The sequence below is a fragment of the Sulfitobacter sp. F26204 genome, from assembly GCF_026410305.1.
Lineage (GTDB): Bacteria > Pseudomonadota > Alphaproteobacteria > Rhodobacterales > Rhodobacteraceae > Sulfitobacter.
The window spans coordinates 516,232-540,891 of the sequence record NZ_JAPMLQ010000002.1 but is presented as its reverse complement, the minus strand read 5'-3'; the positions used below and the strand labels follow the sequence as shown (position 1 = coordinate 540,891).

General features: G+C 56.5%; 14 protein-coding genes. 2 read left to right on the top strand and 12 right to left on the bottom strand.

What is annotated here, in order from left to right; genetic code table 11:
• Window positions 1-32: 32 nt before the first annotated feature.
• Window positions 33-1,220, top strand: coding sequence for a glycosyltransferase (locus OS190_RS06575; protein ID WP_267157864.1), 1,188 nt, complete (start codon window positions 33-35; stop codon window positions 1,218-1,220).
• Here OS190_RS06575 and OS190_RS06570 read toward each other — a convergent pair.
• The 8 genes from OS190_RS06570 to OS190_RS06535 form a co-directional block, all read right to left on the bottom strand.
• Window positions 1,217-2,050, bottom strand: coding sequence for a glycosyltransferase family 2 protein (locus tag OS190_RS06570; protein WP_267157863.1), 834 nt, complete (start codon window positions 2,048-2,050; stop codon window positions 1,217-1,219). The genes OS190_RS06575 and OS190_RS06570 overlap by 4 nt on opposite strands.
• The gene (locus OS190_RS06565; protein ID WP_267157862.1) at window positions 2,047-4,569 is read right to left on the bottom strand and encodes a hypothetical protein; all 2,523 of its coding nucleotides are present in this window, start codon (window positions 4,567-4,569) and stop codon (window positions 2,047-2,049) included. The genes OS190_RS06570 and OS190_RS06565 overlap by 4 nt, the downstream gene beginning before the upstream one ends.
• Complete coding sequence (locus OS190_RS06560) at window positions 4,566-5,510, bottom strand: hypothetical protein (protein ID WP_267157861.1); 945 nt, start codon at window positions 5,508-5,510, stop codon at window positions 4,566-4,568. The genes OS190_RS06565 and OS190_RS06560 overlap by 4 nt, the downstream gene beginning before the upstream one ends.
• 4 nt (window positions 5,511-5,514) lie before the next feature.
• Window positions 5,515-6,207 (bottom strand): 4'-phosphopantetheinyl transferase family protein, encoded by a 693-nt coding sequence (locus OS190_RS06555; RefSeq protein WP_267157860.1) that lies wholly within the window; start codon window positions 6,205-6,207, stop codon window positions 5,515-5,517.
• Entirely contained in the window at window positions 6,207-10,769 is a 4,563-nt protein-coding gene (locus OS190_RS06550; RefSeq protein ID WP_267157859.1) for a MupA/Atu3671 family FMN-dependent luciferase-like monooxygenase, read from the bottom strand. Before OS190_RS06550 ends, OS190_RS06555 begins: the two co-directional genes overlap by 1 nt.
• Window positions 10,766-11,773, bottom strand: coding sequence for a glycosyltransferase family 2 protein (locus OS190_RS06545; protein WP_267157858.1), 1,008 nt, complete (start codon window positions 11,771-11,773; stop codon window positions 10,766-10,768). Before OS190_RS06545 ends, OS190_RS06550 begins: the two co-directional genes overlap by 4 nt.
• Complete coding sequence (locus OS190_RS06540; RefSeq protein WP_267157857.1) at window positions 11,770-18,210, bottom strand: type I polyketide synthase; 6,441 nt, start codon at window positions 18,208-18,210, stop codon at window positions 11,770-11,772. The genes OS190_RS06545 and OS190_RS06540 overlap by 4 nt, the downstream gene beginning before the upstream one ends.
• A 259-nt stretch (window positions 18,211-18,469) precedes the next feature.
• A complete protein-coding gene (locus OS190_RS06535; protein ID WP_267157856.1) occupies window positions 18,470-19,927 on the bottom strand; it encodes a hypothetical protein in 1,458 nt (485 codons plus the stop codon).
• A 194-nt stretch (window positions 19,928-20,121) separates the two neighbouring features.
• Between OS190_RS06535 and OS190_RS06530 the strand changes: the two genes are divergently transcribed.
• Window positions 20,122-20,868, top strand: a complete 747-nt coding sequence (locus OS190_RS06530; protein ID WP_267157855.1) for a WecB/TagA/CpsF family glycosyltransferase — start codon at window positions 20,122-20,124, stop codon at window positions 20,866-20,868.
• A 6-nt stretch (window positions 20,869-20,874) separates the two neighbouring features.
• On the opposite strand, the gene OS190_RS06525 is transcribed toward OS190_RS06530, so the two are convergent.
• From OS190_RS06525 to OS190_RS06510, 4 genes are all read right to left on the bottom strand, one after another.
• Complete coding sequence (locus tag OS190_RS06525) at window positions 20,875-21,819, bottom strand: glycosyltransferase family 2 protein (protein ID WP_267157854.1); 945 nt, start codon at window positions 21,817-21,819, stop codon at window positions 20,875-20,877.
• Window positions 21,816-22,859: a glycosyltransferase family 2 protein gene (locus tag OS190_RS06520; RefSeq protein ID WP_267157853.1), complete on the bottom strand. Its 1,044-nt coding sequence runs from the start codon at window positions 22,857-22,859 to the stop codon at window positions 21,816-21,818. Before OS190_RS06520 ends, OS190_RS06525 begins: the two co-directional genes overlap by 4 nt.
• Before the next feature lie 129 nt (window positions 22,860-22,988).
• Window positions 22,989-24,023, bottom strand: coding sequence for a GGDEF domain-containing protein (locus OS190_RS06515; RefSeq protein ID WP_267157852.1), 1,035 nt, complete (start codon window positions 24,021-24,023; stop codon window positions 22,989-22,991).
• On the bottom strand, window positions 24,020-24,613 hold the full coding sequence (locus tag OS190_RS06510; protein WP_267157851.1) for a heme NO-binding domain-containing protein: 594 nt from the start codon (window positions 24,611-24,613) through the stop codon (window positions 24,020-24,022). Before OS190_RS06510 ends, OS190_RS06515 begins: the two co-directional genes overlap by 4 nt.
• Window positions 24,614-24,660: the final 47 nt, after the last annotated feature.

Sequence of the window (24,660 nt, the reverse complement as noted above, 5' to 3'; positions counted from 1 at the left end):
AACCTGACTGTCTGAATGCCGGAAACAATGCTGTGAAAATCGCTTACATTCTTAACACTTACCCTCAACCCTCTCAGAGTTTTATCCGCCGCGAGATCAGCGCCCTCGAAGCACAGGGCCACGATGTGCTGCGCCTTGCCATGCGGGTATCGGAGGATCCGTTGGTTGATCAACAGGACCAGGCAGAGGCAACAAAAACAGAATACGTTCTCGCCGAAGGCAAACGTCACCTGCTTGGTGCGGTATGGCGCACGGCCAGGCGCGATCTGGCCCAGTTCTGGGAAGCGGCCAAAGTCGCGATTGTAATGGGTCGTGCTTCCGAAGTCGGCATCCTGCGCCATTTGATTTATCTCGTCGAAGCCGCCTATGTCGCCGAACGCTGTCGCGCCGAAGGCGTCCGTCACGCCCATGCGCATTTTGGGACCAACCCTGCCGCAGTGGCGCTGCTTGGTTCTTTGCTCGGCGGCCCGAAATACAGTTTCACCGTTCATGGCCCCGAAGAATTCGATGCACCCCGCGCCCTGTCGCTGGCAACCAAGATCGCCCATTCCGATTTCACTGTTGCCATCTCACAGTTTGGCCGTTCGCAGCTTTGCCGCTGGGCTGCTCATGCGGATTGGGCAAAGATAAAGGTGGTCCATTGCGGGATAGAACCACAAAAATTTGCCAACCCGGTCTCTCTACCGACCGGGCGGCGCACATTGGTCGCAATTGGGCGGTTGGTCGAACAAAAAGGCCAACTGGCATTGATCGAAGCCTTGGCACAAGTCGAGGCCGATCTACATGTGAAACTGATTGGCGACGGCGAAATGCGCGATCAAATCGAAGCGCTGATCGCAGAACACAATTTGTCGGACCGCGTGACCCTGACGGGCTGGCTGAACGAAGCACGAGTCAACGCGGAGCTTTCTGCTGCGCAGGGTTTGGTCATGCCCAGTTTTGCCGAAGGTCTGCCGATGGTTGTGATGGAAGCGATGGCCGCAGCGCGTCCAGTGATTGCCACCTATGTCGCGGGCACACCGGAACTGGTACAAAATGACACCCATGGCTGGCTTGTACCTGCTGGCGATGTTGATGCCATGGCCGATGCGATGGAGCGGTTTGCACGCAGCCCTTTGAACAAGTTGGCCACAATGGGCGACAAAGCCCGCCAGCGCGTATTGCAACGCCACGACATTCACGTCGAAGCGGCCAAGCTGGCGCATCATATTACTGATTAACGCCCCCGCGCCCAGCGGTTGCCAGATTTCAGAATTGGCAATCGGATTGCGATGCGCACTGCGGCAAAGGCAACAAAGGCCAGGGGATCTGTTAACGCCCGTTTCCACAAGGGAACGGTCTGATCATGGTCATCGTCATTCGCCAACAATTCAGGGTAACGGTGCGCGATCTCTGCAACGCCGATGTCCTGGCGCCGCCGAACCTGTACCAGCCGCGTGAACCCTTCAATCATCGGCCAGTCATATGAAGCAGGCACGCCTTGTCGTTCGGCGGGCGTAAAATTCAGCCGGGCAAAGGTATCATCCGAAATGATGTCGGGCCATGCGCCCCAACGCGCACGCCCAGCGCGGTTCATGGCAAAAACCCCGAACCCCTGCACACCATGCACCATGAATGGCGTCGTCAGCCAGAACCGCGTATAAAGGCGCGTCAAGGCATCCTTGCCTGAAATGGTCACATTGGGTCGCCCGCTGGCATAACCGGGGGCATCCATGTTCAACGACTTGACGATCTCTGCAACGACCAGAGGTGATACACAGACATCAGCATCAAGATAGATCAGAACATCTCCCGTTGCCGCCGCTTCACCTTGATTCAACGCATTCAACTTACCACCCTCAGCAAGGTCCAGCACATTCATTGTCCAGCCCTTTTCCGCGAAGTTTGCCGTGAAATCACGCGCGATCGAAGCGGTGTTATCTGTGCATCCATTTGCCATGACAATAATCTGAACAGGACCTTCAACCGGTGCCGAAGCCAGCAACGCCCCAAGGCAGGCCGGCAGATAGCCTGCTTCGTTATGCGCCGGTATCAAGATAGATGTGCTCATTGAAACGCCAATAGCGCATCCCAGCGCGGATTGCTGTCGTCCAAATGCCGCAATGCCCCCCACGATCCCCATTTTGTCGGGGCATAGACATCGGAATAAGCGTTAAACAATTGACCGCCTACAGCTTTCCACCCCTGTAACAACACTTCATAAAGCGTGCCCATTTCCGCCGAATAGTTGAAGTGATGCAAAAACCTGGTCAAGGCTGCGTCATCCACCATCGGGCCGATGCCTACGGCGTGGCTGCCCCCCTCGTACATCACCAGATCCAGATCATGATTGCGCGCAACAGATGCGTGATAAGGCCAGACACGGCCGATCAGATCGCTCAGGGTATCCTCGGATTTGCCGCTGATCGCGCCGTCCATCAACTCCCGACCGGCCATTTCCGAGGCGAAATCATACTGATGCGCCGCGACGTAGTCGGTTGCGGCTGCTTCAGACAGGCCTTGAGTATTGGCCTGTGCCTTGGCCAAACTTTCGGTAATCCAGCTTTTTACCATCGGCTGACGGTCTTCCAGGCCCAGCACGCCACCAAAATATCCGGTGATCGCAAAAGCATCAAAGGCATCAACAGGCGCAGGCACCCCGTCGGCGACGGCCAAAGGAGCGGTCAGTGCCTCAACCTCGAGCCCGAGCCAACCAGTCTGTGACGAAATCACATTGACCAGATGCGCGTGTCCGTCACCGGCGAAGACATCAGACCAGATGCGCGCCACTTCGGCGGCCCGCAATCCGTAATACTGCATCCATTTGTCCTTTTGTCCCCAACGCGCCAGTGCCGCCTCATCTGCCCAGCGCGCTTGAGCGAATTGCCAATTCCAAACTTCATTCGAGAATTCGACATAAGCGGTCAGTTTGGGATCCAGTCGGTCACGTACCAATTCTGCAAAGGAACGAACAAATGCGTCGTCGGCCAGATGCGGAACATTGAACCACACATCCTTTTCCAGTTCGTTGGCCAGATCAACCATTAACTCGACCGGCACACCGGAGGCATAGGTCACGTCTTCGACCCTGGGTCGGTCGGCCCAACTGGACAAGGTACTGTCGTTCGTCTTTGCCCAATCCATGAAACGCAGTGCGCGGAACTGGCCAATGCGACCAGTCCAAGCCGGATTGAACAAGTCGCCGCGTGCGAAGCGGGAAATGTTGTCAGTATGAACCACAGTGATGTTGCGTGGAGGATCCGTGACGTTGATCCGTTGGATGCGGATTTCGACGCTGCCCGGTCCCGGGCTGTAGTCAAAGGTGACTTCGCCTTTGCCATAGCGCACATTCTTGGCACGGCCCGACACTTCGATCACGCCCTTGCCGTCAAATTTCAAACGATAGCGCCCCCTCAAAGAGATCGCCGCTTCCGGCATGTCGGTCAGAACAAGCGTCCCGATGCTGCTGAGTTCCCGAGGCATTTTCAGCGGCCAACCTGCCGAATCCAGATAGCCGCCCGATCGCAATGCGTCATATTCCATCCCTCCCCATTGGCCTGGCTTGTGTCCTATCCATAAACGTGAGGTTTTCATCAGGTCGAGAAAGGGGATTTGCGGGCTCCAGTCTGTAACTGCCGCCAGTCCGATGGCCACCGCATTGGTACCTTCCACCGCATATTCGGGCGGTTGGCTGAGGTCTGCCAACGGCGTTGTCGGCAGATAGCTCGGTGTCGCGGGCGCACTGCTTGCGCGGGGCACTGTCACGGCGGCCGGAGCCGCCGTCACTGCATTACCGCCATATGCCTGAACAGCCTCCCATGCGATGCGTTGCAGGATACGGGCCATGTCTTCGTCCGGTGTCTCAAAGGCCTTGCCATAGCGGTCCTTGAAATCTGACGGCAGCCCTAGAGGAGACTGACCAGTCAAGGTCGCGTATTGCACCATCGCGACAAAGTAGTGCCCCATGTGATTGAGGTGAATATCGTCGTCAAAGAATGCGGCAATTCCGTCAATTTCCGGTAGCGTTCCCGCCGCTATTTCATCATGTAGCCGCGCCAAGGCTTGCCCTGCGGGGATCAGGGCAACCGTTGCGCGATCCGAACGGTTGCCCGCAGCGACCTGCGCGACAATATTTTCCCACACGGGAAGATCCTGATCCAGACGCATGCGCCAGGGAATATCCGCCTTGTCGTCGAAGTCTACCACCTCGCCACTGCCGCTTTTCAGGCTGTGCCAGGTTTCCTGCACAAAGATGTGTACATCCGGATTGGCGGATGTGGCGAGACCGGCAAAGGCTTGGGCGTAGACATCTGTCTCGGACCACCGGGTGTGGTTTTCCAGTGGAATTGCCTCGGTCAGGATCAAGTGCGTGACACCTCCCTCGGGCAATACTGCACGGGCATCCACGCCTTCGGCCGTGTCGGATTTCTCCCAATTGTAACGCAGGGGGGCACCATTGATGATCTGTGCTTGTACATGGCCCTCACCGGTTCCAGCCAGCAAAGCTTGTTCCAACATCGTTGGCCCGGTGGTGCCGAACAGACTGTGCCCGACCATCAAAATCGAAAATAACGTGGCCAGCCCGCTCATACCGCTACTCCCGTTTCGGGATGGCGCGTGACCACCTCCCATACAATGCGCTGCATCAATGCAGCGACGACCGGGTTTGGCGCAATCGCTTGCGTGCCGTCAGCGCGCAACAGTTTGTACGGCAATCCCACGGGAGAACGATGGTAGAGAACCGCATAATGCGTCAATGCAACCAGATATGCGCCCAGATCATTGAAGTGGATCGTGTCAGGCGTGCCGTCGGCCTGTTTGGCCATCAACCCTTCTACACCGCTTATTCCTCCCGGCCCTTCTTGCCCCTGCACCGCCCTGACAAAGGCGGCTTTGACCTGACCTGCCGGGATCAGATGGATGGGTGCCCTGCCGCTTGCAAGCGCAGGATACTTCATACGCCCCTGCCAGAATTTGCGCAGATCGTGATCGATACGGGTCAGCCACCCTGCGCTATCATCCGTATGGGGCCAAGTCTCATATAGGTAAATCCGCGCCTTCGGGTTTGCGTCCCAGGCCAGCCCGGCCCAGAGCGCAAGATAATCGGCGCTGTCATGATACCGGATTGCATCAGCAATATCGACCATTTCCGTTAAAACAACTGCCGTGTAATCCCCTGAATTCAATGCCTCTTTTGCATCGCGAAAACGCGGATGCGCGTTCTCGGTCTCAAAACCGTTGATCGTCAGGTCAGGTTCCCAATGCTCTTTAAGAGAGGTCCCCCAGCCAAGTTGGCTTTCATAACGATGGTCTTGCCCAGCCAGTTGCGCCAGCATTGCAGGCATGTCGCGCCCGACAAGAGAATGCCCCAGATGGAACACCCGCAGTGCACCTTCTGGCTTTTCAAGCGGCGTGGTGTAAAGCGCGGCTGCTGCCCGTACACCCCGCTGACGCTGCGCATAGGTATAGGCCCCAACCCCCAGACTGGCCGTAAGCACTCCAAGGGCGGCGCGGCGGGTAAACTTTGGCATGCAATCAGGCTCCTTTGCGCATACCTTTATCGCTCCAGACGGCAGTGACAAGGTGGCCTGCCACTGTGGCGTAGCGGCCCGGCAATCGGTCGCCTGCTGCAAAGCAACCAGCAGGCTTGAGGAATGTTGCGCTGAACCGTTCTTCGGCTTGATCAAGTAGAATATCGATGTGATCAAAACCGAGAAGCATACCCGTCAGCGGATACTGGGCTTTATAAACGGCCTCTTTCGCACAAAAGATCAATTTTCCCAGATGCAACAGATTTGGCCCCGCAATACGTGCCTGTTCTGCAGTCGAACAGATTGTGGAAAGCAGCCCCTCGTTGAGATCGGTGTCAGCTTCAAGATCCAGCCCCACAGTGTGCCCGCGATCCGCCACAACGGCAGCACAAAGCGTTTTGGTATGCGAAATACTGCCGTATACACCTTGCGGCCAGACCGGCGCGCGGTCTTTTGCGGCAAAAACCGGAACGGGTGCGATCCCCAGTTGTGCGAGTGCCTGACGCGCCGCTACACGACCCGCTGCAAATTCCCGTTTACGCGCCTCAAGCGCATGCGCCAAATGCGCAGCCTCGTCCCCCAGCGGCTCCGGCTGGGGCTTGCGTGGATCTGTAGTGCCGACGCAAACAGCCCTGTCAAACAGTGACGATATGACGGCCCCCACCTGCGCCAGTCGATCCTGTTCGTTCATAGGCATCACGCGCCTGCTTTGTTGCGTCCGGCCCGCATTGCGCGACGTTTGGAAATGACCGCCGAGGCAGATGGTGCAGTTGCGGATGGTTCAACGGATGTCGCCACGCCCTGCCCCTTGTCGATATGACCAGCCAGCCCCCCCAGCGTCGGAAAGCGGAAAATATCGGTGATCGACAAGGTGTTCAGCCCAAGCGCCGCTTTGATGTCGCGATGTGCCTGCACCGCCAGCAGGGAATGCCCGCCCAGTCCGAAAAAGTTATCCTCTGCACGGATGTCCGCCACACCCAGAAGGCCGGTCCAGATCCCGGCAATTACACCCTGTGTCGAACTGTCAGACGCAACCGGTGAACCGGTCGAGCTGCATGCAAAAGTTTGGCGGCCTTGGGGCAGCGGCAATGCCTTTCGATCGATTTTCTTGTTTGGTGTCAAAGGCATGCGATCCAGTGTTACATAGTAGCTCGGCACCATGATCGCGGGAAGAACAAGAGACAGCGCCGCCCTGGCCTTTTCAGGGTCAATCGGTGAAGCCGCTGTCACATAGCCGACCAGATGCTCACTTCCGAATGCTTCGACCATCGTCACCACAGCTTGCGTAACTCCTGGCAGTTCCGCCAGCCGTGCTTCGATTTCTCCCAGTTCGATGCGATGCCCGCGTATCTTGACCTGCGCATCGGCACGCCCGGCAAAATGCAATACCCCAGATGCATCCCAGGTCGCCAAATCGCCAGTCCGGTAAAGCCTGCCTGCCCCAAACGGGTTAGGTAGAAATCTTTCAGCGCTCAACGCCGGGCGTTGCCAATAGCCCTGTGTCACCCCGTCCCCGCCGATCCACAATTCCCCTTCCACACCAACAAGTTGCTGGCGCATCCTATCATCAAGGATAAAGGCCTGTGTGTTGGCTATCGGTGTGCCTATCGGGGCTGTAGCCGCCGTGCCGTTCTCAATCAATGAAGTCGTTGACCAGATTGTTGTTTCGGTCGGGCCATACATATTCTGAAGGCTGGCACTGGTTGCGGATTTCAGGGCTGTCACCAATGACCCCGGCAGGGCTTCTCCCCCTATCATGAGATGTTTCACGCGGCTCAATGCCATGCGTGCTTCATCATTTGTCACCAACATCTGCGCCATTGAAGGTGTGCATTGCAAATGCGTGACGCCATGACGAATGATCTGTGCCGCCAAGGAAAAATCATCTTCGGCCAGGGCAGAACCCTTGTTGGATTGTTCAAGCACTTTGGCGAGCGGTTTCAAACCTTCCATGACCAAAGCAGGGTCAATGCCGTAGTCGATAAGACACGCAATTTCGTCAACGCCGATCTGCTTGAGTTGCTCAACCCGCGCAACAGCATCGGCCACCGTGCCGAACAACCCGCTATCATTGAAATAACGCTGAAAGGCGAACTCAAGGATCGCATCCAGCTCTTCGTCCGACACCCCTTCAAGGTCCAGATCAAAAGCGTTTGCCGTGCCCTCCGGACGTTTGAAGGCCGGAAACGCCCAAGCATATTGTTTGATCAATGCCGCGGCTGAACGCAGGTAGTCCTTCATCGGGCCACGGGCAACCACTTCGGCCTGTTCGCCTGTATCGGCCAAATAGCTGTGCAACATCAGGGTGACGGTAAAATCCTTCGGATCAAGGCCTGCATCGCGCAGTGCCTGATGGTAGATCTTGATCTTGTCGCCCACTTCTTCGATCGATTGTCCCAAGAGATGCGTCAAGACATTTGCACCAATCTCGCCTGCTTCCTTCCAGGTTTGTGGATTGCCCGCCGTGGTCACCCAGACCGGCAGCTCCCTGGAAACCGGACGCGGTTGCGTGACAACAGCGTGCATGCTGCCGTCCTGCTTGGGAAATTCCACCGGCTCCCCGCGCCACATCTTGCGCAACTGCTCGATGGCCACATACATCGCCGGTTTGTTGGCGGGCGGCGTGTTTTCAGGACGCAGCACAAAATCATCAGGTTGCCAGCCGCTGGCGATGGCAAGACCCACACGTCCGTTGGTCAGATTGTCGATAACCGCCCATTCCTCGGCGATCCGTGCCGGATGATGTAGAGGTGCGACGCAGGACCCCGCCCGCACCGAGAGGTTTTGCGTGACCGCCGCCACCGCAGCCCCTGTCACCGACGGGTTTGGGTACGGACCGCCAAAAGCGTGAAAGTGCCGTTCCGGCGTCCAGACCGCATTAAAGCCATGGGCATCGGCAAATTTCGCACCTTCCAACAACAATTCGTATTTCTTCGGCCCGACACCGTCATCATTGCCCCAATACATCAGATTGAAGTCCACCTTGCGGTCAGACACAGCGATGGGGCCGTTTGAAACCATCGTGCGCGATTCATCACCTGCCAGCACCAGCTTGAAACCGCGCGCAAGGGTCCAGAAGAGCTCCAAAACCGAGATGTCAAAGCTGAGTGAAGTGACCGCAAGCCAGACTGCCCCATCTTCATGGGCGATCCTGTCATCCATGCCCGCAAAGAAATTGGCGACATTGCCATGGCTGACCATAACGCCCTTGGGGGTCCCGGTGGAACCGGATGTATAGATCAGATAGGCCAGATCATCCGCACTGGCCGATACAGGCAATCTCTGCGCCGAAGCTTCCGCGATACGCGGGTCGCTATCCATCACAATGACCTCTGCCTGATGTCCGGGCAATTGATCAGCCAGCGCCGCCTGGGTCACGATCAAGGGTGCGGCACTGTCGTTGATGTAATGTGCAATCCGTTCAGATGGATAAGCGGGGTCAAGCGGCAAGTAGGCCCCACCGGCCTTGAGAATACCCAACGCCCCGATCACCAGATCCAGACTGCGTTTGGCATAAAGACCGATCGGCGTGCCTGGTCCTGCACCCTCTGCTCGCAATACCGCGGCCAGTTTATTGGCGCGTTTGTCCAGGTCTTCATAGCTCAGAGTTTCGCCTTCAAAAACGATTGCCTCTGCGTCAGGCGTCTTGGCCGCCTGCGCTTCAAACGCGGCATGGATGGTTTTAGGCGAATAGTTCCGCTCGGTTGCATTCCAGCCAAGCAACATCGCCGCCTCGCTATCGGGCATGACCTCAAGATCGCGAAGGGTTTGCGCCTTTTCAAACCCATTGCCGACTGCGCTGATGCGATCACAAAGCAATCTGGCCACAGCATCGCTGACGCGACCAACATCATAGATGAGTTGCGCCGACTGCCCCATGATGCAGACAGTCAATACAGTACCCGCAACCCGGCCAGCATCCAGCGAGATGCCGATCTGCGGCGTCTGCTTTCCTTCAATCACCGGGTCTCGCAGCAAGAGATCCGCTGCCATTCCTTCCGAGGTCGCGGCACGTTCCAACTGGGACGCGATGGAATCTGTCAGGCTATCGACTTGATCGTCACTTGCCACTGCAACAAACAAGGGCAGCCAGGACGCAGCCAAAGGATGGACGCTATTCGCCTTGAGGGCCAAAACGCCCGAACCAACGGCGCAGCCGTTCAGAAAGGCCATGGCCGCAGCGCTGATTTGTTCCTCTGTCGACAGGGTTGCAGGCAGAACCAAAGGAATTGATTTGAAATCTTCAGAACCGGACCCGGCATCGACAAGCGGCGAGTCGAGGCTGGCCGCAGCAGACAAGGCTGCCCGCCAATCTGCTTCGTCCTTGGTATCCAGAACAGAAAGGGTATCCTGAGACAGCACATCACCCACGGTAAAATACGATTGAACGTTCACGGGTTTGCCCGCAAGGTCGCTCAAACCGCGCAGAATGACAGGAGTGCTCGCTGTACCAAGGGTGACATTGTCCCCCGAAACCTGCAAAATCTCGCCGCAAGCGCCCTCGCTCTGTGGCGCAATTTCAAGGCTGCCCAGGCACAGGAAATCTCCGGCTACAGCCACTTTTGCGACCGTCAGGGGGTTCCAGTATTCACCAAAATCCAGGCCTCTGACCAGAGTGCTCAGTTGTTCGGCGGTTTGCGAGAAATTCAGCACGCCCATCTGGTCGGGCCTTTTGTGCTTGGCATAATAACTGCGTTGGCTCAGGTCCTGGGATCGCAGATCAAGAGTACCGGTTTCGAGTTTACCCAAAACCCTGGAAAAGCTTTCCATCCCTGCAGCATAGCATTTCGAGTTCAGACTGAAGGCTGTCTCATCCGGTGAGATCTCAACCTCCTGCTGCGCCAGCAGGTCTCCTTCGTCCACCCCACCTTCGATCATATGCCAGCTTACGCCATGGGTGGTCTCACCATTCATGATCGCCCAGGCTGGCGTGTTCAGCCCCGCATAGCGCGGCAGCGGACCATCGTGAAAGTTTATCGCGCCCTTAAGAGGTATGGCAAGTACATCAGTCGGGATCATGCGCAAGTTGGCGATACTCAACAACCAGTCCGCCGACATTCCCGCACCCAAAAGCGCAGTGGGGCGTTCAAAGACCATTAACCCCTTTTCCTCGGCCCAACCGTGAACCGAAGCATCCCGCGTGATCACAGCAACAAGGCTATGCCCACCCGCCAACATCATGTCTCCACAGGCGATGGTCAGGGATTCATCGCCCATCAGTATGGCGCTGAAACCTTGGGGATTAAAAGTCGCAGTCATGAACTTTCCTCCGATGGGGAACGACCTGTCGTAGCTATGGCAGGGCCAAGGGGCAATCCAAGGCCGTAGCGCAACAGATCACGATAAAAGCCCGGAGCATCTTGGGAGTTTTGCCCGGAAAACTTGCATCTCAGGATATGGATCGCGCCGCCCGCAAGCCGAGCCAGCCAGGCGGCGGCGGCATAGGGACGGCCGTGGTTTTTGATGAAGTAATGTCTACGCGATGCAAACCAATAATCAGGAATACGACGCCATTCCTTCATTCCCGTCGAGACCGAGCCGATGTGGATAACCCGGGCATCAGGCAGATACCAGCATTCCCAGCCCGCCAGCGCGGCCCGTTTGCACAGATCGGTTTCTTCGTAATATAGGAAAAACGTCTCATCAAACTGACCGATTTCCCTAAGCATCGCGGCCCGTATCAATACGCTTGCCCCCGCAACCCAGTCCACTGGTTTGGCCGTTTGTGGCAAAGCTGCCGCGACGATTGACCCTTTCAGCAGTCGGGAGATCGGGCCCGTACGTGCTGCCCCTTCAAATTCTCCAGCGATGGAAGGAAAGCGAAAGGCGGTCGTATGCACAACATTGTCTTCGCCTCGCACATGGCTGCCGACCATGCCCGCTTTAGGCGTGATTTGCAGATGATGGATCAGTTTGGGCAAACATCCCTCGTCCGGAAACGCATCCGAATTGAGGACATAAAAATAATCTGGCTCAGAGCCGTCTGACATGCCCGCAGCAAACCCGATGTTGTTGCCCGCCCCGAAACCTCCGTTTACCGCCGAGGCAATCAAACGCACACGGCCACCGCCATCCCAGCCGCGCTGCGCGATCGTCTTGGTCAATATGCCCGTTGAACCATCACCAGATGCATTGTCGACAATCACCAGTTCCGCCCCGTCCGGCATATCGGCCAAGACGGCTTCGGCTGCACGCAAGGTCATTTCTGCCGTACGGTAGTTCAACAAAACCACCAGAACTGAAGGGACAGGTTGTGCCATCATTCTGCTGCCGTCGCCCGTTGCCAATCATCTCCCCGATCATCCAATGCCCGCGCAATGACTTCGCGCAGTTCCTGAGCAAGGGTTGTGACGTTCGGTGCCAACATCATGCTGTCGTGATCACCTGGCACTTCAATCACCTCCATATGCGGCGCAAACCGGCGCCAATCATTGTCCTCGAAAACAAATTCGCGTTCACGGCTGACCCATTTGCCCCCTGTCACCTGCCAATGCAGATCAAGTGGCGGACGAAACAGCGTAAGCGGGCCTTCCCAGGGTTTTGTCTGATAGCTCCCCACTGCGTCGAGAAAGGCGTTCTGAATCTTGAGATTGTTGAATTCACTTGCCGCTGTTTGCTCAGGCGGCATGCCCGCATGTTTTTGCAGTTCCCATGCCCATCGGTTGCGGGCCCATTCGCCCAGATAGCCGACACCTTTACGTCGCAATTCCGCAATCTTGATCAGGGCCTTGTCCGGCTTGCTCAAGACTGGGCGCACGGGAAGCGGCGTGTCGAACATCGCAACAACGCCGACATCTGCATCCATGTTGCGCAATTGTTGCGCCATCTCGTAGGCCATGATCCCGCCGCCGGAATAGCCAGCGATCAGATAGGGCCCCTGCGGTTGAATCCGCTGGATCTCGGCAAGGTAATCCTTCGCAGCGCTGGCCACATCGCGATGTGGTTCCATATCTCCAATCAATCCCCGCGCCTGCACACCAAACACCCGGCGTTCAGCAGAAAAAGGCAAAGCAAGGTAGCGCAGGTTCAGCACGTTACCGAACATGCCTGCAACAATGAACAATGGTGGCGCGTCATGTTGATCGCTTTGGTTCAATGGCACAAGGAATTCGAATTTCTCTTGTGTTACACTTATTGTGCCATCTCCCACAGTTGCACCCGGATCACCGGTTTCCGCTGCAATCAATGCAGCGCATTTTGCAATTGTCGGGGCTTCGAACAGCACAGAGATTGGAAATTCGACCTTGAATTCGCGCTTCACATTGGCAAACAAGCGCACCGCGATCAGAGAATGACCGCCAAGATCAAAGAAACTATCTTCAACGCCAACCGGGCTGACCCCCAGCAGGTTCTGCCACATCTCAGCCAGACGCTCTTCGATTCCGTTGCGCGGCGCGACATAGCTACCGTCGAGGTCAGGACGTTCGAAACTTTGCCCGGAGGTCTGCTGCACAACCGGTGCATTTGCACGATCGATCAATCCCTGTAACGGCAGCGAAGACACCATAACCTGCGCACGGCCCAAGGCCAGCGCGCGCCGTAGGGCTTCGGGGCCTTCACTGGCACGGATCCCCTGCGAAGTCAGATAGGCGAGTTGTTCTTCCGCGGGGCTGCGTTCCTGCGGCGATTTTTCGTCGTCAAACCGCACTTCGGCGGCAGTAAGCGGCATGACAGCAAGGCCATCTTCCAATCGCTTCATCGCAAAATCGCCCAGGTCGACAATAACCTTACCGTTTTTGTCGCAAATCGTAACGTCAAAGCGGGCGAAATCGCCCCGCCCTTCACGTAGTCGTACCCAGGAACAGACTTCTGCCGGTAACGGCGCATGAACGCGGATCGCGCCATAAGAAACCGGCACCCAAAGATGGGTTGCGCCATACCCTGGAACCAGACCGATGGCCCAACCGGTCGCCAGATCCATGACACCAGGATGCAGAACTGTCGTATTTTCGGCACGGCAGGCATCTGGCAAGGACAGCCTGGCCAACCCTTCGCCTTCGCCCATGCGGGTTTCCGAGAGAACGTGCCACTGCGGTCCGAATTTCAAGTGCCCCTCTTGTGGAGAACGCAAACGCCGATCCGGCGTGCTGCGCTCCACCTTGTTGCAGCGGGCGGAAACCTCTGCAAGGTCAACATCTTGTGGAGGCGATGTCGTCAAAGGCTTCACATTGGCCTGTGCATGCAACTGCCATCCGGCTTTACCCTGTAACAGGCAATCACTGCGTAACTCTGCGGCGTACCCTTCTTCTTCGGGATGCAGGGTGACTTGCAACTCGCACCGCGAGCCATCTTCGACAGGCATCGCCCGCAGAAAATACAAATCGTGGATTTCAAATTCTGACAGCCCCTGCGCTGCGGCTGCTTCGGCCAACAATTCGATATAACCGGTACCAGGCAAGATCGCCTGGCCACGGGCTGTGCGGTGGTGGTCCAACAACCAGTTGTCAGTGTCCAACTCTGCGGTAAAAACAGGATCTCCAACCGCATCCGCGCCTGCTGTAAGCAGAAGTGCCGCGTCAAGGGCACGCGGCGGCAGCACATCGCTGGCAGCACCGTTCAAGGCCTTGACCGCCATGCCCACATCGGCCCAGATCCCCCAATTGATGGCAACCACTTTGGTCTTCCCCTCAGTCCGCGAAACGGCAAAGGCATTAAGCCAGGCGTTGGCGGCAACGTAATCGGACTGTCCCGCAGATCGGGTCGCTGTCGAGGTCGAGGAAAACAGCACCATCAGTTCCAGCGTGCCATCCGGCAGCAATTGATCAATCACGCGCAAGCCCTGCACCTTGGGTGACAGGACCGCTTCGATCTGGGCATCTGTCTTGGCCAGTAGAGGTGCATCCTCCAGCGTTCCGGCGGCATGTATCACACCAGTCAAGGGACCATGGCGTTCAACCAGTCCACCGATCACGCGGCGCATCTGGGCAAGGTTTGCCACATCGGCGCTGGCCACTTCCACAGTGCCGCCCTGATCCCTTGCCATTTCTTCCAGACGCATAACCGCATGCATTCGGCGCGCGACGCGATCTGTCGTGCCACGGGTCTTTAGGTAACCCTCCCATGCCTTGCGATCCGGCAGGGCGTCACGCGACAATAACACAACATGCGCCTTGTGATGACGCAGGATGTCCGCCGCCAGTGTTTGGCCGATTCCACCAAAGCCACCAGTGATCAGATAGATGCCGTTATCGCGGAACACCGGCACCTCATTAGGGACAAGCGAAATCGGGCGATAGCCCTGTTCAAACCGTTTTTCCCCGCGATAGGCCGCTACAATATTGGCAGGCGCCGCAAGCAGATCTTCGAGAAGTTGATCCACCAACCCGTCATTGAGTTTGCCGGCCAAGGCGGGTGTTGCAAACAGACCCTTGCGCGGTGCCACCGGCGTTTCCTGCGGTTCAAGGTCGATCTGCGCACAGGTAACGCCGGGCATCTCTCGGGCGAAAACCCCAACGGGACCGGCAATCAGTGCTTTTTCGGGATGCGGCACGTTTTCGTTCCGCACCAAGGCGGATCCCGAGGTGAAAACGCTAAGATGGACAGGTTTTTCCAGCCCCGCTTCGGAGAGGGATTGCGCCAACCAGGTAAGGCTCCAGAACCCTTGTTCCATGTGCCTGTCAAAGGCGGACGACCCCGCACGCGGCGGAAGATGGTCGTCAGCCAGCCAGAAATGACCAATCCGATCGGGCATGCAGTCACGTTTCTGCAAATGCGCTACCAGTTGTTCATAGCCCTGGCGGCCCTGCTCGGCGGCGAGGGTATAGGTTGTGTCATCAACCTGCCCGAAGGCATCCCCCGCCCGGACGGTTATGACTGTATGACCGGCATCTTGCAGGCGCTGCACAACTGGTGCACCACAGCCCATGTTATCGGCAAACATCAACCAGGTCAGCGGTGTATCGGCAAGATCTGTGCTTACATCCAGATCGCAATCGGCAAATCGTGGCCGCCAGGCGGGAATGCTGCCCCATTCCGTCATATCTTCGGATCGCTTGAGACGCGGTATAGCCGGCGCTTTGGCTGCCTGCCCGGGCTCGATAAAATATTTGGCCCTCTGGAACCGATAGGTTGGCAGCACCACGCGGTTGCGCCGTGCCTCACCCCAGATTTGTGACCAATCGGCGTTCACACCACAGGCCCAAAGACGACCGACAACTGCAATGAAATAAGCATCATCGGCTATCGCTTGATCGGGGTGGCGTAGCGAAGAGAGAACCTGTGCAGGAGCCACCTCTGCACTCATCTGCGCAAGAGCGGACAGAGCCTTGCCAGGGCCGACTTCAAGATAGACGCGTTTTCGCGGTGCCGAAAGAGTAGAGATGCAGTCGGCAAAATTGACGGTATTGCGCAATTGGCCAACCCAGTAGTCGGGGCTGGTCGCCTGCTCATCCGTGATCATGTCGCCGCTGCGGTTTGAAACAAAGGGCAGTTGAGGTGGACGCAGATCAAGAGTGCCGAGGAAGGCACGATAACGCGCAAGAATCGGCTCCAACATCCGGCTGTGCGCGGCAATGTCGATGGCGATACGCTGGTAGTCGATTTCGGCCGTATCCAAACGCTCCTGCATCTTTTCAAGTGCGCCTTGCGGACCGGAAACCGCGATCAGTTCCGGCGCGTTGATCGAAGCGATGTCGAGGTCATCACCCAGTAACGGTTTGATGGTGCCGAGCGGCGCGGAGATCGACAGCATGCCGCCTGCGGGCACTTCGTCAAACAGTCGGCCACGCAAGAGGACCAGATCAATCAGATTTTCAAATGTCATCACACCGGCAAGACAGGCCGCGACGTTTTCGCCCATGGAATGCCCAACAAGTGCAGCAGGCTGCACCCCCCAAGACATCCAAAGCTTTGCCAGCGCGTATTCAACGATGGCAATGAGCGGCAGCTGCACCGAAGGTTTCTTCAGAGCTTTTATCGCCTCTTCTGCCATTTCTGCATCCGGCAACCACAGGGCCCGGATGTCATAATCAAGCTGAGGCGACAGATGGTCCAACCCACGGTCCATCCATTCGGCGAATTCAGGCTCGGTCTCGTAAAGGTCCCGCGCCATGCCTGCATATTGGGCCCCGCCACCGGGGAACATAAAGACAACTTCAGGGTTTTCGCCCAAGGATTCATGGGTGAAAACACGACGCGTATCTGCCGCCTCCAGCAGATCGGCCGCTTCTTCGTGGGTCTCGGCAACGACAACACGTCGCTTGTCAAATGCGCGGCGTCCGTTTTTCAACGTAAAGGCAACATCTGCCAGAGGTTGTTCAGGATGGGCCCTCAAATGCGCCGCAAGTGCCTTTGTGTTTGCGTCAAGCGCGGCGGTGGAAGCACCAGAAACAACCAGCGCCTGGAACGGCCAGTCACTTTCGTCGCTGGGCCGGCGTTCAGGCGCTTCTTGCAAGATCGTATGAGCATTGGTGCCCCCCACGCCCAGTGCATTGACGGCCGCACGACGTGGCGTGTCGTTAGACACCCATTCCGACAACCTGTCGTTGACGCGAAAAGGCGATCCTTCAAAGGGAATTGAAGGGTTCGGCGCTTCATACCCTAACGAAGGCGGTATCTGTTTGTGATGCAGTGCAAGCGTGGCCTTCGCAAAGCCGGCAACACCGGCAGCAGTATCCAGATGCCCGATATTTGTTTTCACCGAACCGATACGGCAGAAATCAACGGCATCGGTCTCGGCACGAAAAGCTTCGGTCAGGGCGGCAACTTCGATCGGGTCGCCCAGATAGGTGCCGGTGCCGTGACATTCAATCATGCCGATGGATTGCGCCGCGACACCTGCGGCATCCAATGCCGCAGCAATGGCAGCGGTCTGGCCGTCAACGGATGGCGCGAGGTATCCCGCTTTGGCCGCACCATCATTATTGACAGCAGACCCTTTGATGACGGCCCAGATGTGATCGCCATCCGCGATGGCATCAGACAGCCGGCGCAAGGCAACCGCGCCCGCCCCGGATCCAAAAACTGTGCCCTGGGCGCGATGATCAAAGGCATGGCAATGACCATCAGGCGACAGAATTTCGTTTTCCTTGAATTCATATCCACGGCCATGGGGTAACTCGATGGTGACACCACCGGCCAAAGCCATGTCCACTTCGCCCGCCCGCAACGCCTGACAAGCATAGTGAATCGCCACCAGAGAGGTCGAACAAGCCGTTTGCAGATTGATCGATGGTCCCTTCAGGTCGAATACATGGCTTACCCGCGTAGACAGGAAATCCTTGTCATTGCCCGTATGGCGCAACAGGAACATGCCGACATCATCCACCAGTTCGGGATTGGAACAGATGTTGAAATAAAAATAGCTGCCCATGCCACAGCCCGCATAGACGCCAACAGGCCCGGTCAGGGTCTCGGGCGGATGGCCGGCCTGTTCCATTGCTTCCCAAGCCACTTCAAGGAACTTGCGATGCTGTGGATCAAGAATAGCTGCGTCTTTTGGTGAAAAGCCAAAGAAGTCCGCATCGAAGGTATCGAATCCCTCAAGTGTCGCTGCGGCGGGCACATAATTCTTGCGTGCGATTGCCTCTGGGTTTTCCCCCCGATCGAGCAATTCCTCTTCGCTCAACCGACGGATAGATTCCACCCCATCCCGCAGATTGGCCCAATAGGCGTCGACTCCGGCCGCGCCGGGGACGTTGACCGAAAGACCAACAATGGCAATATCTTCGCCGACCTTGGCGCTTTTATCTTTGGTGTTCATCGTTCAAAAATCACCCCCTTACCGGTGTCCTCCGGCACTGGGCTCCCATGGGTTATCTCAGCAATGCTTGCCCGACTTACAGCTCAATCTGGGCATTTTTATGCCATTTGGAGCGAGTACCTGTGCTTTATGCCAACCAAAGCAGGTTGAGCCTCTGACTTTGAGGGGAATATCACAACAATCCGCTCACCACAGAGGGATTATTGACGCAGCAAGAACAATCCCTTGATCCTTCCAGATTTCATTCGCCACGCCTTACTCAAAGAACGGTACGGTTGCCCCTGGGCGGATCGCTGCCTTGAATGATAGGTGTGCCCAGCGCGAATTTTGGCCCTCGAAGGGCACGCGGCATCTTTTTTTCCGCATACCCCAATATCGCCCCCGCAGTCAGCCATGTAAGCGGCGTGAGCGTCGCATTCAACAGCATGTCCATCATCGTAATGCCAAGGATCAGACACAAAGGAGCCACATAGGGCGAGATTTCCGCATCCCGTCGCTTACGGATATAAAGCCACATCAGGACCAGGGGCAGTGCCAGCAGCCCAAATTCGCAAAGATACCCCAACCACCCAAAGGTGCCAAAGATGATGATCCAGCGGCCATCAGGGATCGACAAGATCTGACCTGTCTCCGGATGACGTATCAAACTACGCCCCCATCCTCCCCACCCGAAGGCAGGCTTTTGCGCGGCACGGGCCAGCAGTTGTTCTTCATTGTTGAACCGATACTCCAGCGATTGTGCCCGTTCTGTGCTGATCGCTTCAGCTTGGGCCAGGATGGCATCCAGCGGCACAAGTTGAAAGTTGCGCAACATCGGGTAGGTCACCGCAACAAAAGCAAACAGGGCGGCTATTCGGATTAGCCAGCGCTGCGGTGCGAACAGGATCAGCGGCACCAGAACCAACCCGTACATCTGCGAAGCAAGGCTTTTGCACAACACCAGCAGCACGGCGATATATCCGACCAGCAACATCATCCGCCATCGGTCATTGGGCGCGGCGGCGCGTGCAAGTGCCGCAGCCGCCATCAGTCCCATGCAGACAAATAGTGCAAGCCACAAACCATGAGGCAGAAAAACAATCGGGCGAAAACCGCCTGCACGCATGGTTTGCTCAAAGGAATGTTGGAAAAACCCGTAAATCCAGACGTTCATTTGCGGGCTCAGCCTGATCTCGATCAGCGAGGGAACCGAATAAACCAAGGTGCCAACCATCAATGCCAGTAGCATTTCGTGCAGCCCTTCCTCGGTCGAAAGAAACTGGCGCGCCAACAGGAAGGGCACCAATGTCAAAACCTGGGCAATCAAAACGGACCCGAGGTCGCGCACCGACTGGCCTGGCAACATATCAACCATAAAGACAATGGGATCGGCGTCTTTCAAGACTTCGAAAATGATAGGATCACTGTTGGTCAGAACCGTCGGCACAGCAGAAAGGATCAGACCTGCCACCAACAACTGTGCCAGACGGCTTTCGGGCCACAAGCGCACCTTTTGCGTCATTGCGAACAACATTATCAACAAAACAGACAGGTTCGGGATCGATACCTTGTCCATCGCCGGCACAAGCGGCAGATTGAATTCGGTCAAGGGAGGCAGAAATAGGTAGCCCCCGAGGATTGACCAGACCAACGCCCGTTCAAGTTTTTGAGTGCGAAACAGCACGAGGCAAACGATTGGCCAGATCGCCAGCATCAAATATGCAAGCCCATTTCCCATGACGCTATTCTCGGACTCCTTAGGTTGACGCAAAAATTAACACTTGGCGCACCCCCTGTCATCCCGATAGGTTCTCCATCAGGATCTGGGGAAAGATGAAAATAAGGTTACAAATAATTGAAAAATAACACTTATTGCAAAGCGCCAAAGGCTAAATGCAGCCAATCCGCAACACTCAAAATTCGGTATGCGTTTTGAAATTTGGCAAAGAACCCTATCAAGTCGAGGTCAATACCGCGACCAGAGACGCATTGTTTCGTACTGTTGAGGAACGCATCACCAATGGCAGCGGTTTTGCCTTGGCGACATTGAACCTTGATCATCTGACAAAGCTGCCTGTTGATCCCGCTTTTCTCTCGGCCTATCGCGCCCATGACCTAGTCGTGGCGGACGGCCGACCGGTGGTTTGGCTGGCACGCCTCGCAGGGGCAAAGATTGATCTGATGCCGGGGTCGGATATGATTGTTCCACTTTGCGAAATCTGTGCGGCCCTCTCCGCGCCCATCGCTCTGGTCGGCAGTTCAGACGCCGCACTTGAAGGCGCTGCCAAGGCACTCTGCGCGCGCGTGCCGGGACTGGTTGTCAGCTATTCTCATGCGCCACCCTATGGGTTTGATCCTGCCGGGCGGGACGCTGATCGGATTTTCGCGTCACTGACCGCCAGCGGTGCCGCCCTCTGCTTCATTGCCCTTGGAGCTCCCAAACAAGAGGTTTTTGCGGCTCGCGGGCGCAGCCAAAGTCCTGGCCTCGGCTTTGTTTCGATCGGTGCCGGCCTCGATTTCCTATCCGGTCATCAGGTCCGTGCCCCCAAGGTGATGCGTATGCTCGCGCTCGAATGGATGTGGCGTGCCCTGCAAAGCCCAAAGCGTATGTTTCCACGATACGCCAGGTGTTTTGCCATCCTGCCGGGTTTGGTGATGCAGGCGCTGCGCCATCGCTGAACAGAACTATTTGTATTCAATAATCCGGGCCTCGCCACCGCGAAGACAGGTCACATAGAACTGGAGTGCGCCATGCGCTTCGGGAAATTTCGCCAGCGTTGTAAAGAACGCCCATTTCAGGGACCTGCGCCGTGCTAGCCGGGCAATCTGTAACGGATAGACGAACAGTCCAAGCATCATCCAACCGGTCACCCCGATCGAAGCAGCCAAAATAAACAACGGCAACGCCGCACCCCACAACAAGGCACGCCGCGTTTCCGCAACCCAGTGCTTTTCTGGGGATGCACCATGCAAATACGCGCCTTCGGCAAAGGCATGCCCCGCCCGCCTGCACCGCCGCCACCATTGGCCGAACTGTGTGAGCGCCGCGTCGTGCCAGGTCATTTCGGCATCCAACCGCCAAACCTGCCAACCCGCCTGACGCAATCGCAGGCAGAGTTCTGGTTCTTCGCCCGCAATCAGACCTTCGTGATACCCGCCCACAGCGCGTAGCGCCGCTAAACGCATCAAGGCGTCCCCGCCACAGGCTTTTGTCATCCCGACAGGTGTGTCCCATTCCTCATCAATCAGCGCATTGTAAATGGAATGTTCGGGATGGCGTTCGCGTCTTCGCCCACAAGCCACAGCCGCCTCTGGTGTCGCATCCAAGAACGCGGTGGCGGTCTCGATCCAGCCCGCACGAAGCACGCAATCGCCATCCAGCAGTTGCACAAAACCAACCTCGTCACCCAGCGCAGACACCCCGGCGTTGCGCGCTCGTGCCGCTGTAAACGGCAAGGTCATATCCAACGAAATGACCTTGGCTCCAAGCGACTGAGCGACGGTCAACGACCCGTCCGTTGACCCACTGTCGACATAGACGATCTGTCCCACCTGCCCTTGCAAGGCTTCAAGACATGCCACAAGCCGCTCTCCTTCGTTACGACCGATGACGACAGCAGCGACACTCATACCTGTGCCTTTGTCAGATAGTCCTTGTATTGGTCGGACCCCACCAGAAACCCCGCCCGGATCAGCAACTCAACCCTGTTCCAGCGCCGCGCGTCAAGGGAAAACAATGTTACATCGGGATCCTCCGACAAGACCGCTGCGCGGGCCGCGTCTTCGCCATGGGCCAGAACACCGGCCGAAAGGGACGCCGCATCGCGCGCGGCTGTGTTGCCGGCAAATTTGTAATGTTTGATCACTCCGGAAATATCCGCACAACGCACGCCCATGGATAAATGTGGATGCGGGGCCGGGGTCACACCCGCGCCATTGAAAACCAGGGGGTGCTTTGTCAGGCAGCAATTTTCACCAAAGACCTTGCCGCGTACCCCGCCAAACATGAACTGAATATCGTTGTTTGATACCTCGTTGTTGCGGAGCAACGCCGCAAAGGGAATTTCCGCGCTGTGGTAGTCGTACCGACGCAAACTACTGATGTCGAAATAGCTAAACTCATCAAGAGCTGTGGCATAGCTGTAGTCGGCAACCGCATTCAGAGGGGCTTTGGGAAACATCTCAAGCATCTGGGCCGTCATGGCAGTGGCCCCCTGCTCCTCAAGGTAAGAAATCAGTCCTTTCAGGCCAATCCTTGTGCGGCCTTCAAAGTCAAAAATTTCGTCCATATCGATATAAAGGCACCAGCGGTCTTGCCCATAGGTCTGGGCCGGAAATTGGCGCAACAGATCCTCATATTCGGCCAGGGGCAGCGAAGATTGGTCAATGATCACGTCCTTTTCCGCACAGAGGCGCGCAATGGTGTCATCTGTTGAACCGTTATCGATAAAGGCAAAATGTTTAATCCCCAAGGCACGGTAATAGGCAAGGAACCTGTCGATATAATAGCTTCCATTGCGCACCAATACGATGGCGAGCACCTGATCACGCGCGATGTCGGGCGTTCGCGCGCCATGCAGATGTCGCAGGCTATGCGCAAAGCGGGACCGCCGGCGGCGTTCCGCGCCACGCTGCCACAGACGGCGCAAGATATGAAAAGGGCTTCTCATTCATGCGTGATAAGACAGTGCGCCCTTGCGGTCTACTCCCCTACATTGGTGCACTGCAACTTCTCGGGAAAATTCACATTTTCACGCTATTGATAATGCGATTGTTGGCGTCAGTTTGTTGCGACCCCGTCACGAAGGTCTTGTGGAGCGTTCTGACAAGGGTGCAACAGCATTGGACGCACGGCGCAGGTCGGGGGAATAAAGCGTCTGCTTGGCCCGGCCGGCATTTTTGGAAGCATAAAGCGCGACATCCGCATCTGACAACAAGTCCTCCATGGTTGGCGTGTCACCAGATTGAATCCAAACGGTGCCAATGCTCGCCGAAATCTTGCATTCGGACCCTTCAAAGGGAATCGGCACTTCAAGCCGGTCAATGATCCGCCGACCGACACGCCGCAGAATGCCCTCATCACAAACATCGGGCAGAACAACCGTAAATTCATCGCCACCGACCCGCGCCACCAGATCGTCGTTGCGGGTTTCATCGACCATGATCCGCGCCACATGCTGCAAAACAAAGTCACCCGCCGCATGCCCCAGCGTGTCATTGACCGTCTTGAAATAGTCCAGATCAATTTGCATCACCGCAAAGGAATTCCTGGTGTCCAGCAAACGCGTCAGTACCGTGTCCAACGCACGACGATTCTTGAGCCCGGTGAGCGTGTCGGTATAAGCCTGCTCTTCTGCTGCGATCTTGGCCCCTTGCAACCTTGAATTCAGGTGATGAGAAGCCTCCATCGCAGCGGTCTTAGCCTCGACAAGATATAGCATCTCAATCGCCAGATCGGTTGCTGCGAAATCGGCGTTTGTCAGGTCAAAGTCGCGCACGCCATCCAGAATAGAGATACCAAAGCTGAGATTGACGATCATCCCGCCCCCACTATCCACAGCCGGCACAATCACGCCTTTCAATGCTGTGTGCGGCGCAGACCGCATTTTCAGGCTAAGTTTCTGTGGTCCCTTCCCCTGCAAATCCTTCATTGACGACAGGGCCCGTGGGCGTTTGACTTCAAACAGCTCAAGAAAACATTTTTCGCCGACCTCGTGCCCCGCAAGTATTTTTCTCAAGGTCGGTCCAGCATGCACAATATGACCTGCCGAATTCAGGATCAGATGCATCGGGCACAAGACATCAAGTGCCGGAAAATCGGGAAGGTTGTTCATCCCAGACCCACCGCAAGGCTAAAGGCACGCCCTTCGGCAAAATCGTTTTCGACCAATGTAATTGATACGATTTCGGTTCCTGTGCCGTCGTTGCTGTAGGAATGTTCAAGAAAGGCCAACGCCCCGTAATCATCTGCCATGGCACGCAGAATACCCATCATCACATGGCCGTACCCCTGAACACCGGCTTCACAAACCAGATTGTAATGACCATCCGCATTCGCCCGCAGTTCCACCTTGGGCAAAATCAGGTCGGAGACCGCAAGCCGGACACGATCGTGCAGATCATCAAGAGAATGAAGAAAATCGACAAAATCCACCCCGCTGAACCGCAGCAGCCTGCGCACCGCTTCGAACCCCGGATGACAGACCAGAAAAGCACCGAAATCTTCCATTATTTCGTCTTGCGGGCGTTTCAGAACATCAGCAGATGCCTCAAGCAATTGAGGCGTATAAACCTGTGAATAGCGTAACATGCCTTCAAAATCAGTGAAGTCGAGCCCAGCCTTGATCGTCACTTGCAGCCAGGTCGATCTGCCATAGGTGTGCGTAACAAACAGCTGGATTCCACGATTTACAAGGCCATGCATAAACGATCACTCCCTTCTACCCGGAGCATGACCTATCGCAAAAGGCA